Here is a 13573-nt window from a genome sequence, read left to right as displayed (position 1 = left end):
CACACCACCCGGCACCGCTTCGTTCTGCGTCGCTGCATCAGCAGCAGAGAAACGAGATTATGAAGAACTTCCGCTACGTCGTCAACAGGTTTTTCCAACTTTCCTAACCCGCCCACTTCGCCGAAAGCCTTGCCACTGCTGGCTCTCCCGCCTCCCGCGCCCCGTTGTCCGGAGCACGAAAGAGCGAGATTCTAGCGAGCCGGACTCCGCCTTGCAAGCGTTATTTTGATCTGCATGGATTGCGCCAGAAACGGCAAGAGGATCGCAACAAAATCAGAGAATCAGCACGCGCGAAACGGAAAGAAACAGCCTGATCCGAACATCTCTCCGCGGGCCAACAGACAGCCCTTCAGACAACCGCGTGCTTGAGCATCACTCGCTCGACAACGCCCAGATAGTGCTCGATATCCGGTGTCGCGCGGTTCTCTTCTTTGGCGAGATCGTCCCACCTGCGCAGGCACAAAGCATCTTCGGCGTAGGGCTTCTGCAGAAACGTGTCCGCTTCCTCCTTGCTGAAAATGCCGCCCTGCAGTTCCAGACTCCTCACCGAATCGGCGGAAAGCCGGCCGAAATACGTGTCGTCGATCGCGCACAGGCAGCGCTTGGCGTCGACGTGCAGGCGTATCGGCTCCAGCACCGCGTCCGACAACACCGGCCGTAGAAACGGCAGCGCGAAATACTGATGCAGATCGTCGATGCCCCGCTGTGTAGGCGTCTCACCCTGCAAATTGAGCAGGTGCCCGAGGTCGTGCAGAAACGCCGCGGCAACCAGGTCGTCGTCAGCGCCAGCCTCCTGCGCCAGCAAGCCGCTCTGCAACGCATGTTCGAGTTGCGTCACCGGCTCGCCGCTATAAGCCATCCTGCCGTATTGCTCGAACAGGGAACGGATGTCCTCCACACTCAATGCCACGTTATCACTCCCACGGTAATGAAAAAGTCTTCAGATTGGTGAAGCTCTTCATGGCTTCCTGAACACCTTCCTTATAGCCAAGCCCGGAGTCCTTGATGCCGCCGAACGGCGTCAACTCGATCCGGTAGCCGGGCACTTCCCACACATTGACCGTCCCCACGCGCAATTCGTTGATGAAGCGCGTGATCGCATCCTGCCGGTTCGTGCACACACCTGACGACAACCCGAACGCCGTGCCGTTGCTGATGCGGATGGCGTCGTCGAGCGTGTCGAAGGTGATGATCGGCGACACGGGCCCGAAGGTTTCCTCGCGCACCAGCGTCATCGACGGGTCGACGCCGTCCAGCACGGTCGGTGCATACAGCGCGCCGTTGCGCTGATTGCCGGTCAGAAGACGCGCCCCGCTCGCCACCGCCTCGTTCACGCGCGCTTCGAAAAGCTGCGCCGCGGCAACATCGATCACGGTGCCCATCTGACTCGATGCATCGAACGGATCGCCGAAAGTCCAGGCGCGCGTCTTCTCGACGACCAGATCGGTGAAATCCGCGGCCACGCTCTTTTGCACCAGCATCCGCTTGACCGCGGTGCAGCGCTGCCCGGAGTTCTTATACGAGCCCTGCACGGCAAGCGTCGCCGCGCGTTCGAGATCGGCGTCGTCGAGCACGATCAGTGGATCGTTGCCGCCCAACTCCAGCACCACGCGCCGGTACGCCGCTCTCGCCGCAATGTATTTGCCGATCGCCACGCCGCCCGTGAACGTGACGAGTTCCGCCAACGGATGCGTGATCAGTTCATCGGCGATTTCTCGCGGATCGCCGGTCAGCACCTGCAGCATCGGCGCGGGCAAGCCGGCTTCGTATAGAACGTCGGCGAGATAGAGCGCCGACAGCGGCACCTTTTCCGACGGTTTCAGCAGCACCCGATTATTGGTCGCGATAGCTGGCGCGATCTTGTGCGCAACCTGGTTCATCGGATGGTTGAACGGCGTAATCGCCACGATCACACCCGCCAGCGGCTCGCGCTGCGAAAACACACGGCGTTTCTTGCCGTGCGGCGTCAGATCGCACGAAAAGCTCTGGCCGTCGTCACGCAATGCCTCGATCGAAGCAAACTTCAACACGTCCGCCACGCGGCCGATCTCGTAACGCGAATCCTGCTTCGACAGGCCGGACTCGAGCGAAATCAGATCCGACGCCTCTTCGGTCCGCTCGCGCATGATCGAAGCCGCGCGCTCCAGAATCTGCGAGCGTTCGTAACGCGTGAGCTGCGCCTGATAGGCTGCCGCGTACTCGAACGCAGCACGCACGTCGTCGACGCTCGCCAACGGGACCGTGCCCACGCGCGTTCCCGTATATGGATCGAACACGTCGAGCGTGCGCGGGCGCGTCACGCGCTCGCCCTTGAGCCGCAGCGCTTCCGCCCGGAAAGCCGGATGATCCCGCAGCACGGCGTTCATGATGCGGACACGCGATTCAAGGCGATGTCGAAGATGTCGAAGTTGCGCAGTCTCCTGCCGCCGTTGCCACCGCTGGACGGCAACGCCTCGACACGCCGGTTGAACAGCAACGGCACTTCCTGTTCGGAAACACCGCCATGCGAGCGCAACGGCACGGTCAGCCCGGAAAGGTCATGCTCATTGCGCCGCGTGCCGAGCGCCACATGCTTCGTGCTGACCACGACGATATCGCCGACTCGATCGTTCGGCAGTTCGAAGCGTTCGCACGCCGCACTGTTATCGAGCACGGTTTCGATCCCCCGCAAGCCGCCGATCCGTTCGATCACCTGCGCGACACTGATATCGCGCGGCAGATAGATCGTCGCGAACGAACCGAGCGCGCCGTGATGCACCACGTAAGGATCCGTGATCGGCAAAATGACGCGCGCACGGCCGGTGCCGAGCCACTCGTCCAGCACGTCCTGCAGATAGATCACATTCGGCTCGCCGGTCTGCGGATCGTGCTTCGCGTTCATGCCGTGGTCGGCGGTCAGGCCGATCACCCAGCCGAGCGCGTCGAGCTTCGCGAGATAGCCGTCCATCATCGCGTAGAACGCGTTGGCGCCCTCGGTGCCCGGCGCGAATTTGTGCTGGATGTAATCGGTGGTCGACAGATACATCAGGTCGAGCTTGCGGGTCTGCGCAAGCCGCACGCCGGCGGCGAACACGAATTCGGACAATCCGGCGCTATATACATCGGGCACCGGCATGCCGACCAGATCGAGTACTTCGCCAATGCCGTTTTCTTCGAGCGTCACCTTGTCGGCTTTTTCCGCCGAGAAACAGATGCCCTTCAACTGCCAGCCGAGCAGCCGGCGCAATTTGTCTTTCGCCGTGACCACGGCCACCGCGGCGCCCGCTTCGGCGGCGGCGGCCAGCAAGGTGCCGGCGCGCAAATAGGCGGGATCGTTCATCATCACTTCGGCGCCCTCGCCGCCGTTCGCGTGCGGGTCCCAGAAGTAATTGCCGCAGATGCCGTGTACCGAAGGCGGCACGCCGCACACGATCGAGAGATTGTTCGGGTTGGTGAACGACGGAATCACGCAGTCGCCCTTGAAGGCGCTGCCGCCCTTGAGCATCTTGCCGATGAACGGCGCGACGCCCGCCGCGACCGCGGCTTCGAGATAATCGAATTCGCAGCCGTCGACGCACACCACGACCGTCGGTTGCGAGGGCAGCCGGTAGCTGCGGCCGTTGACTTCGATCGTGCGTCCGCTCGTGCTCGTGCTTGTGCTCATATTTGCCATCGTCGCCTTCCATGCGTGCCGGGCACGCGTGTTGTAGTCAGTCCGTCGCCCCTACCTCAACCGTTCGATGCCGGCGGCATGCGCACCATGCCCAACGGCCCGGCCGGTTCGCACGCCGCATGGGCGCGCTGCAAGCCGCCGTTCACGTGTGCATGCATCAGCGCCGCGGCACGCCCGGCGTCGCGCGAAGCGAGCGCCGTCAAGATCGCGCGATGCTCGGCCAGCGAGCGCTCCATCGCATCGGCATGCACCACCAGCGCGGCACGTCGAAACAGGCTCAATTCGCACACCAGCCTGCGGTACGTCTCATACAGCTTCAGATTGCCCGACGCCGCCACGAGCGCGTCGTGAAACGCCACGTTGGCGCGCGCGTAGGCGTCGTGGTCGCGCGCGTCGAGCGCCGCGCGCATGGCGTCGAGCCAATCGCGCAACACCGCGAGCTTGCGGGCATCGATACTTGCCGCCAGCATCCGGCACGCCGCCTCTTCGAGCACCGCGCGCACCGCGTAAATCTCGTCCGCTTCCGCCAGCGAGACCGTCCGCACGAACACGCCGCGATTCTTCTCGGTGCGCACGAGGCCGGCCTGCTCCAGCGCGCGAAACGCCTCGCGCACCGGACCGCGCGAGACCTGCAGACGCGTGGCCCAGTCGGCTTCGTTGAGCTTGTCGCCGGGCGCGAGCGCCCCTTCGATGATGTGCCGTTCGATTTCGTCGCGAACCAGCGTCGTCAGCGAATGCCTGCGCACAACCTCGATCGGATCGACAGAAGCAGTTTGCATATATTCGGTCATTTTGACAAATTTTGCCACATCGATATGCGTAGACGCGCCGTCATGGCACGCCTGCACATGCATCAGAAGTTGCCCGTCAGTCTGCCCGACGGCGCGGCACGCGCGCCGCGATCAGCAGCAGCGCGGCCAGCGAGACCAGCAGAAGAATCAGCGACAGCGCGGAAGCCGGCAGGTAATAGCCGCGCTCCACCTGGCCGATGACCACGATCGGCACCGTCGCAAAGCCCGGCGGATACACGGTCAGCGTGGCGCCGAGTTCGCCGAGCGAGAGCGCGAACCCCAGCGCTAGACTCGCGCGGATCGCCGGCACCAGTTGCGGCAGCACGACGCGGCGCAACACCATCGAAGGCGGCGCGCCGAGACTTGCCGCCGCTTCGCGCAGAATCGTCAGTTCCGGGCGCAACGCGGCCGCGGCGCACCGATAGCAGAACGGCAGCACGAGCGCGAGTTGCACGAACACGACGATCGCCGCGGAGCTCGACAGATCGAGCGGACGCTTGTGATACGCAATCAGCACCGCGAGCCCGAGCACCACGCTCGGCACGCCGTTGGGCATCATCGCAACGGTGTCGACGAAGGCGCCGAGGCCGCGGCGGTCGCGCCCTTCGAGCGCCAGCGCGAGCCACAGGCCGAGAATCGTGCCGAGCACCGCGACGCCCATGCCGATTTCGAGGCTGGTGGTGAGCGCGTCGAAGTCGCTCGAACCGAGGCGTTCGAACCAGCGTGTGCTGAAGCCGTCGGGCAGGATCGTGCCGGACCAGTGCGCGGCCACGCTCGAAAGCGCGACGACCAGCACCGGCAGCACGAACAGCCAGAAGCACAGCAGCGCGGCAAAACCGAGAAACAGGCCGCCGAGCATGCGTACCGGCAGACTGCGGCGCACCGGCCGCGCTTTCTTGTGCATGACCGGCAAGACGGTCGGATCGAGTTCAACGGCCATGACCCGCTCCTTTCACCTTGCGACGGTTGACCTGGCGGTACAACGCGTACAGCGACAAAGACATGATCAGCATCACGACCGCGCCGGCGGCGGCGGTCGGCAGATCGAGATCGACGGTGGCGGAGCTGTAGATCGCCACCGGCAGCGTGATCAGATGCGCGCTGCCGAGCACGAGCAGAATGCCGAATTCGTTGAGCGTGAGCAGGAAGCACAGGATGGTGCCGGCGGCGATGCCCGGCCACGCGAGCGGCAGGATCACCCTGGCCGCGACCATCCAGCCGCTCGCGCCGAGGCTGCGGGCGGCTTCGATCAGACGCATATCGAGCGTGGCGAACGAAGCCAGCGTGGGACGCACCACGAACGGCGCGTAGAACACCACCTCCGCGAGAATCACGCCGCCTACGCCGAACAGGAAATCGAGCGGCGGCGCCTGCAAATGAAAGAGCCGCTGCAAGCCGATGCTGACCGAACCTTGCGAGCCGTACAGAAAGATCAGCGTGAAGGCGACCAGAAACGACGGGAACGCGACGAACAGTTCGAGAAAGCGCGTGATCATGCGCGCGCCGGGGAACGGCTTGAAGAACAGCATCGACGCCAGCGCGACGCCGAGCAGCGACGCGAGCCCGGCACTGGCGAACAGGATCCACAGCGTGGTGCCGATCACGCCGCTCGTTTCGGGATTGCTGAAGAACGCCGAATACGCCTGCAGGCTCAAGCCATGCGGGCCGGTCAGACTGAGCAGCACCAGACGCACGAGCGGATAGATGACCAGCGGCCCGAGCACCACCACGGCGATGAACAGCAGATGCCATTGCGCGGCGCGTTCGCGGCGCTTCACCGCGGCGGTATGCGAAGCGGCGCTGGCGCTGCGGCGCGCGTCGGCGGCGGCCGTGCCGAGCGGGTTCGGCGTATCAGGGGTTGATAAGGACGACATCGTCAGCCTCGTAACGCAGGGAAACACGCGCGCCCTTCTCCGGCATCATGCCGTGGCCGCGCTGCATGGTGACGAGCACCGGCTCGTTGGGCATCGCGTCCAGTACGACGGATACCGACAGCACCGCGCCATACCATTCGACCGAGGCGATCGCACCGTGCAGATGCCCTTCGCCGAGCGGCACGATACGCAGCGCCTCAGGACGCAGGCAGGCCACGCGTTCGCGCTCGTTGTGGCGCACGTCGCTCATGCTGAACGCCACCTGTGGCGGCAGCAGATTGGCCGCGCCCAGATAACGCGCGACAAATCCGTCGGCGGGCGCGTCGTACAACTGTTGCGGCGTGCCGAGTTGCGCGATGCGGCCTTCGCGCATCAGCAGCGTGCGGTCGGACAGCACCAGCGCGTCGTCCTGATCGTGCGTCACGCAGACAATCGTCAGATTCGGCAGGCGCTCATGCAGCGCCTTGAGTTCGGAACGCACCGATGCGCGCAGATTGGCGTCCAATGCGGAAAGCGGTTCGTCGAGCAGCAGTACGTCGGGCTCGATCACGAGCGCGCGGGCGAGCGCCACGCGCTGCTGCATGCCGCCCGACAACTGCGCGGGCATTACGTGGCCGGCGTCGCCCAGTTGCACCAGCTTCAACGCATCGGCCACACGCCGGGCGATATCTTTGGACGGCGTGCGGCGCGCGCGCAAGCCGAAGGCCACGTTCTCGAACACCGACAGATGCGGGAACAGCGCATAGCTCTGGAACAGCAGGCCGAGATTGCGCTTGTGCGGCGGCACGTGGGTGAGATCGTGACCGGCCACCGTCAGCGTGCCGGACAGCCCGTCCGCTTCGATAAACCCGGCGATGAAACGCAGCAAAGTGGTCTTGCCGCAACCGCTGCGGCCGAGCACGGTAAGCAGCTCGCCGCGCTGGATGGTCAGCGACAGATCGTCGAGCACCGTGCGCGAACCGAAGCGCACCGTCAGATGGTCGATCTGCACGCCGCCCGGCGCAGTCGAACTCGCGGCATCGAGCGCGTCCGGGGCGGCGCCGAGCGCGCCTGGTTGAGCAAGACTGGCGGTATTCACCGGGTTCATCCTCCAACTGGATTAATGCAGATGCAGCGCCTCGGGATTCCCGCGGGCGCCGCCTGATTCCGTGACGTCGCGCGGCTACATGGCCGGGCGACGTCGATGACGCTACGAACAGCCGCTTACTTCGGCTTGACCACTTCGATCTGCTTGCCCGACGAACCGATCACGTCGTTCTTCCAGCGCGCGGTCCAGTCGGCCTTCTTCGCCATCACCTGATTCCAGTCCACCGGAATCAGCTTCACGCCGGCGATGGCCTGCTTGACGGCTTCGCCGTTCTTGCCGGCGAGCGGCACGTCAGTACGGCCCGGAATGCCGAAGATGTCCGGCACCTTGGCCTGCACTTCCGTCGACATCAGGTAGTCGATCAGCTTCTTGCCTTCCGCCTGGTTCGGACCGTTCTTGATCAGGCCGATCGCGTACGGCAACTGGAACGTGGTCGGCTGGCCGCCGGGCGCGGCCGCGAGGAACACCGGCTTGAGCGACAGGCCACCGTTGGCGGCGTCGTCCAGATCCATTTGCAGATCGCCGTTGGCGACCGCGATTTCGTTACGCGAAAGCAGCACGTCGAGATAGCCCGTGCCCTTGGTGTGGAACTTGGCACTGTTTTCGAGCTTCTTCAGATAGTCGAACGCCTTGTCTTCGCCCATCAGCGACGAGGTCAGGATGATCACGGCCATGCCGTCGCCCGCCGTGGCCGGGTTCGAGTAGGCGATCTTGCCGCTGAAGTCCGGATGCAGCAGGTCGGCGAAAGTCTTCGGCTGGGTCTTGGTGACTTCCGGGTTGATCGCGAACGAGAAGTAGTTGTTCACGAAAGTCGCCCATGCACCGTTGGGCGCCTTGGCGATCGCCGGCACGTTCTTGTAGTTGGCGCTCTGATAAGCCTGCAGCAGCCCGCTCTGGTCGGCTTGCTGGATGAACGGCGGCAGCGTGACGAGCACGTCCGCCTTCGGCTGATCCTTTTCGATGGTGGCGCGGTTCACCACTTCGCCGCTACCCGCCGTGACGATGTTGACCTTCACGCCTTCCTTCTTTTCGAAGGCCGGCAGCACGTCTTTATAGAGGTTTTCGAGGCCGTCGGCGGTGTACAGCACCACGGCGTCGGCCGCGTGCGCCTGCATTGCCGTGGCGCCGAATGCCGCCGCGGCGACCAGCGCCGGCAGCAGCTTGCGTGCGCGGCCAGTCCTGGCGTGAAGGGAATTCGTCTTTGTCATGTCGCTTTTCTCCGAAAGGCAAAAAACCAGACGGTCGGGATATCCCGATACCTGTTGTGATTGAACGGCGGTAGCGCCGCGCCGCTTGCGTGTTGCCCGCATCAAGCTGAGTGCAGATTCATGCGGATTGCAGATTGCCAACAACTTTGTTCCCACCTCTCCAGCCCGACTTACAGCCCACCTACGACATCCGCGCCGCCAGCCATGCCTGAAAGGGCACGGCAAGGATCACAGGTTTGCATGACAACGCCATGACGATTCTGCTGAATTCCAAAAAATGACACAATTCGCCAATAATATCCAAATGACTCTTTTCGCCGCCCGGTCCGGGAGGCGCCTGTCCCGGATGATGACGGAGGCTTGTGTGATCCCTGGAAACGACCCGATCCTGTTGACCCCGGGCCCGCTCACCACTTCCCTGCGGACGCGCGAAGCCATGCTGCGCGACTGGGGTTCGTGGGACGCCGCGTTCAACCGCATGACCCACGGCGTATGCGCCGACCTCCTGAAGATCGTACATGGCGAAAACGACTATGTATGCGTCCCGCTTCAAGGCAGCGGGACCTTCGCGGTCGAAGCGGCGCTCGGCACGCTGGTGCCGCGCCAGGGCTGCGTGCTGGTTCCGAACAACGGCGCGTATTGTGCCCGGCTCATCAGAATATTGCAGCGGATGGGCATCGCTTATATCGAATTGGTGTTGCGCGAGGACGAACCGGTCAGCGCCGCCGCCGTCGAAGACGCCTTCAACCGTCACTCGCGTATCAGCCACGTCGCGCACGTGCATCTGGAAACGAGCGCTGGCCTGCTCAATCCGCTCGACGATATCGCCGCGGTATGTCAGCGGCACGGCAAAAGCCTGATCGTGGACGCGATGAGCTCGTTCGGCGCATTGCCGATCGACCTGCGGCGCGGCGGCATCGACGCGCTGATCTCGGCGAGCGGCAAGTGTCTCGAAGGCGTGCCGGGCATGGGCTTCGTGATTATGCGGCGCAGCCTGCTGGAGGACAGCGAAGGCCGTTCGCCTTCGCTCGCGCTGGATCTGCACGATCAATACGTCTATATGCGGAAGACGACGCAGTGGCGCTTCACGCCGCCAACTCATGTGGTGGCCGCGTTGCGCGAGGCGCTCGACCAGTTCGGCGCCGAGGGCGGCCAGCCGGCGCGCGGGGCGCGTTACGCGCGCAACTGCGCGGCGCTGGTCGGCGCCATGAAAGCGCTCGGTTTCGAGCCGTTTCTGAAACCCGAGGTGCAGGCGCCCGTGATCGTCACTTTCCACGCGCCGCGCGACCCCGCGTGGCATTTCGCGGCGTTCTACGCGGCGGTCCGCGAGGCCGGTTACGTGCTGTATCCGGGCAAGCTCACTCAGGTGGAAACGTTCCGCGTGGGTTGCATCGGCGCGATCGACGCGAACGAACTGCTCAACGCGGCAGCCGCGATCGGCCACGCGCTCGAACGGCTCGGCATCCGGGTGAGGTAGACGGGACAGCCGCGGCGCGCTCAGGCGATCAGGATTTCCGGACCATGCGCCGCGATCGCCTTGCCGAGCGCGCGCTCCGGCGCCAGTTCGGTCACCAGATAACGCGCCGACTCGATACCGTTGATGCGCACCGGCGTCACGCGCCCGAACTTCGAATGATCGGCGACGATCACCACCATGTCGGCTGCGGCGATCATGCGGCTGCGCACCTCGGCGGCCATGCGGCTGTAGTCGGTCAGATAGCCGTCCGGCGAGATCCCGCCCGCGCCGATGAAGGCAAAGTCCGCGTGGTACTGCGTCAGCTGATGCACGGTATCGAGCCCGAAGGTGGCGTCTTCGATATCCGACAGCTCGCCACCCAGCAGCGTGACGCGGTTGTCGTTGCGACGGCCGAGCAGCAGCGCGATCCGCCAGTCGTTCGTGTACACGGCCAAACGATGCCGGTCGAGCAACGCCCGAGCCACCGCTTGCGTGGTACTGCCCGAATCGATGATCAGCGACGCGCCGTCCGGCACGAACTCTGCTGCGCGCTCGCCGATGGCGCGCTTCGCGCCGGCGTTCGCCGCTTCGCGGGTATCGAGGTCGGGCTCGCGCCGGTCGCTCGACAGCGCGCCGCCGTGAGTGGTGACCAGCAGGCCGCGCCCGGCCAGCGCGTTCAGGTCACGGCGAATGGTCTCGCGCGACACGTTCAGTTCGCGCACCAGCTCCGCGACCGAGAGCGCGCCGGTTTTGGCGACTTGCGCCAGGATGTATTGGTGACGTTGTTCTGCGAGCATTGACGGCTTTTCCTTCATCATCCCGCGAGAGGTCTGTCACGCGGGGCGTTTCTTGATCAAACGCCCTTCAGATAAGGGCTTTTTGCATCCGCAATCTGCGCCGCAAGGGGCATCTACGGTCATCTGCAAGTTGCTAAACTCAAGATGTTGGCGTAACTTTTTTCACTCACTCGCCGAAAACCTACGCCGATCATGCGATTTGATGCCAAGGCCGCGAAACAGCTAAAGCCGGATACCCACATGGGCTTCGAGGCGTTCCCAGGCCTTCGTCTGGAAGCGACCGCATCGCGGCGCACTTGGACCTACCGATTCAAATCTCCGGTCGACGGTAGGATGCGTCAGCAGAAGCTGGGAGAGTGGCCAGCGATGTCCTACGCTGCCGCCATAGTCAAGTGGCAGGACATTCGGGCGCGCCGCGACGCTGGCGAAGACCCCGTTCTCACACGCAGGGCATCGAACCGGCCTGTGATGGCTTCGACGCCGGAATCATACACGGTGCGAAAACTGTGTGACGATTTCCTCACGGGCCACATTGAAAGGTACCGTGATGCGCTCGGCGCCGCGCAGTCCCGTCGGCGAATCATGACAAAGATCGCCCCGATTGCCGGCTTGCCAGCCGCCTCGATCACTCGAAAACAGGCGTTCGACCTGCTCGATGGGGAGCGTCAGGCACCGCGGAACGCTGCCATTCTGCGCTCCGAGCTTGGCGCAGCGTGGGATTACGCGCTGGACGCGGGCCGCGTTCCAGAGGACACCCCAAACTGGTGGCGGCAGGTCATGCGCGGCAAACTGAGAAGCGTGGGGCGAAAGCGCGGCGGAAAGGTAGAGAACGTCAAGCGCGTGCTCAGCGAAGACGAGTTGGCTATTCTCGTCCCGTGGCTGTCGAAGCTGTCAGAAACGATCTCCGACGTGCTGACCATGTACCTATGGACCGGGCTGCGCGGCGGCGAAATAGTCGTGATGGAAGGCAAGGAAATGTCGAAAGAGTCGGACGGCTTGTGGTGGACCATTCCAAAGGCGAAAACCAAGAACAAGAACCGGGCGTCCGCTACCGACCATCGCGTGCCGCTGGTCGGGCGCGCGGAAAAGATTGTCCAGCGTCGGCTAGGACTGCACGGGAAAGGCTACCTGTTTCCGACTGCCGACAGCCGCCATATATCTCAGAAAAGCGTGCAGGCCGTTGTATGGGCGCACCAATCCTACTCGCTCAAGCCGGGTCAGACGTTGCGACCGCAACTACCTGTGTCACATTGGGCGCCGCACGACCTGCGCCGCACGTCCCGAACTATGCTGGCTGCTCTCGGGTGTCCTCACGAGGTGGCCGAGGCTGTTCTCGGTCACGTGCTGCCGGGCGTCGCGGGCGTGTATAACCGGCACAGATACGATAAGGAGAAGCGCGAATGGCTCACGCGACTCGCGAATCATCTTGAACGTATAGTGGGCAACGCCGGAGGCGAGGACAAAGAATAAGCGAATAGAATTTGCGACTGCACATCGGGCGCCGGTCGATCTGATCGTTCGGCGGCAACGGGTGATTTACGGCGCCCACTATTCTGCTTCCTTCCACTACTCCGAATGCTGGACGTCGTGCCCCCGACCACAGAACGCCTTACGGGGGTGACTATCGCGGACATCATGTGCGCTACCTACCCTATTGGAAGGCAAGCAGCGAGCCAGTGACGGGACGGACGCTGCACGACCTTGTTCGAAAACCGCACGGACGATCCTCGGCGCGGAGAGGTGCGTCAACGGGGTAGCCGACAACATCATTCATCACATTAAGCTGAGTATCGTCGGGGGCTGAGCGGCGACAACCTCTACGGCTAAAATGCCAGAAAACGCGAATGGCTCACGAAGCTGGCTGCTCGCCTTGAGGAATTTTCCGCTTTCTAGCGCCTGTGTTCTCCGGCGGCAGCAGGTCAGCAACCGGACGAGCATCAGCCCACCTCCGGACCTCGTGTGCGAGCCATCCCACCCTGCGGCCCGATAGTAACCGCGGTTCAGGGAAGCTTTTCTCGCGCACCAGTTTCTGTACGGTCGTCGGCGACAAGGAAAGCGCCTCTGCCACTTCTTTCAGAGAAAAACAGATTTTCATCGCCGTTTCCACCTTCCGTCTGTTGCCGATAACTCCCTATTCGCACGGCACCGCTTCCAATACGAACGACGTGGGAATGTCGAGATACGGCTAACGCGTCAAACGCGTGCAAAGCGTACTTCCGAATTTAGCGGATGAGTTCGAGTTGGGCAAATCGCTTTGCGAGAACAAATTTGCGTCTAGCGGCGCATCCATTGCACGATGGCTTTCTCACGAGTTCCCCCGGAGTCCTATGCAAAATCAGCTTGAGCTGAAAATCATCGGCGCCATGCTTCCTGACGTTGATTTTTTTTATTCAGCGTTCCGTAGAGCGTATGCGGCAAGCAGCCTTTCGGGGCATTAATGAAGTTGCGCTTCTCACCTAGCTCGCTGTCGTCGGACGCACTGGCTCATGCCTGTGGCGCTAAGGTTGCGCGTGGATTGATGTTTTCAGCGGGGTAGACCTTTGGGCAATCTGCGGAGCCATTCGAAAATGAAACTGCCAGTTGCTGGCTGAAGCAACCTCATCAAGCTTGCACCCCGCCCGTCCCTGTTTGAAGCCCACCGTTAAAGATCGTCGTCAACAACGATGCTGCAGATCCTTCGCTCGAGATCGACTGCGACGGAGGGATGG

Annotated in this window: 12 protein-coding genes; 2 read left to right on the top strand and 10 right to left on the bottom strand. The window is 63.3% G+C overall.

Annotated elements, in window-relative coordinates:
• Positions 1-349: 349 nt before the first annotated feature.
• From BXE_RS27750 to phnS, 8 genes are all read right to left on the bottom strand, one after another.
• Positions 350-910, bottom strand: a complete 561-nt coding sequence (locus tag BXE_RS27750; protein ID WP_011491449.1) for a phosphonate degradation HD-domain oxygenase — start codon at positions 908-910, stop codon at positions 350-352.
• Between the two features lie 4 nt (positions 911-914).
• Positions 915-2366, bottom strand: a complete 1452-nt coding sequence (gene phnY / locus BXE_RS27745) for a phosphonoacetaldehyde dehydrogenase (protein ID WP_011491448.1) — start codon at positions 2364-2366, stop codon at positions 915-917.
• Positions 2363-3652 (bottom strand): phosphonoacetate hydrolase, encoded by a 1290-nt coding sequence (gene phnA / locus BXE_RS27740; RefSeq protein WP_011491447.1) that lies wholly within the window; start codon positions 3650-3652, stop codon positions 2363-2365. The genes phnY and phnA overlap by 4 nt, the downstream gene beginning before the upstream one ends.
• 56 nt (positions 3653-3708) lie before the next feature.
• A complete protein-coding gene (locus tag BXE_RS27735) occupies positions 3709-4443 on the bottom strand; it encodes a phosphonate utilization associated transcriptional regulator (protein ID WP_040125396.1) in 735 nt (244 codons plus the stop codon).
• Positions 4444-4519: 76 nt separating this feature from the next.
• Positions 4520-5383, bottom strand: a complete 864-nt coding sequence (gene phnV, locus BXE_RS27730) for a 2-aminoethylphosphonate ABC transport system, membrane component PhnV (protein WP_011491445.1) — start codon at positions 5381-5383, stop codon at positions 4520-4522.
• Positions 5373-6317: a 2-aminoethylphosphonate ABC transporter permease subunit gene (locus BXE_RS27725; protein WP_007176835.1), complete on the bottom strand. Its 945-nt coding sequence runs from the start codon at positions 6315-6317 to the stop codon at positions 5373-5375. Before BXE_RS27725 ends, phnV begins: the two co-directional genes overlap by 11 nt.
• Positions 6295-7395: a 2-aminoethylphosphonate ABC transport system ATP-binding subunit PhnT gene (gene phnT / locus BXE_RS27720; protein WP_011491444.1), complete on the bottom strand. Its 1101-nt coding sequence runs from the start codon at positions 7393-7395 to the stop codon at positions 6295-6297. Before phnT ends, BXE_RS27725 begins: the two co-directional genes overlap by 23 nt.
• A gap of 125 nt (positions 7396-7520) precedes the next feature.
• Complete coding sequence (gene phnS, locus BXE_RS27715) at positions 7521-8612, bottom strand: 2-aminoethylphosphonate ABC transporter substrate-binding protein (protein WP_011491443.1); 1092 nt, start codon at positions 8610-8612, stop codon at positions 7521-7523.
• 367 nt (positions 8613-8979) lie between these two features.
• On the opposite strand from phnS, the gene BXE_RS27710 reads away from it, so the two are divergent.
• Positions 8980-10089, top strand: a complete 1110-nt coding sequence (locus tag BXE_RS27710) for a 2-aminoethylphosphonate--pyruvate transaminase (protein ID WP_040125398.1) — start codon at positions 8980-8982, stop codon at positions 10087-10089.
• A 20-nt stretch (positions 10090-10109) separates the two neighbouring features.
• On the opposite strand, the gene BXE_RS27705 is transcribed toward BXE_RS27710, so the two are convergent.
• Positions 10110-10865 (bottom strand): DeoR/GlpR family DNA-binding transcription regulator, encoded by a 756-nt coding sequence (locus BXE_RS27705; RefSeq protein ID WP_011491441.1) that lies wholly within the window; start codon positions 10863-10865, stop codon positions 10110-10112.
• Between the two features lie 192 nt (positions 10866-11057).
• Between BXE_RS27705 and BXE_RS27700 the strand changes: the two genes are divergently transcribed.
• The gene (locus BXE_RS27700; RefSeq protein WP_011491440.1) at positions 11058-12335 is read left to right on the top strand and encodes a tyrosine-type recombinase/integrase; all 1278 of its coding nucleotides are present in this window, start codon (positions 11058-11060) and stop codon (positions 12333-12335) included.
• A 379-nt stretch (positions 12336-12714) separates the two neighbouring features.
• Here BXE_RS27700 and BXE_RS44590 read toward each other — a convergent pair whose 3' ends face one another.
• Positions 12715-12960, bottom strand: a complete 246-nt coding sequence (locus tag BXE_RS44590) for a helix-turn-helix transcriptional regulator (RefSeq protein WP_081435582.1) — start codon at positions 12958-12960, stop codon at positions 12715-12717.
• Positions 12961-13573 lie beyond the last annotated feature (613 nt).

Source organism: Paraburkholderia xenovorans LB400 (assembly GCF_000013645.1).
GTDB lineage: Bacteria > Pseudomonadota > Gammaproteobacteria > Burkholderiales > Burkholderiaceae > Paraburkholderia > Paraburkholderia xenovorans.
Note: the sequence above shows the minus strand (reverse complement) of the source record. Positions and strands in the feature narration are given on the sequence as shown.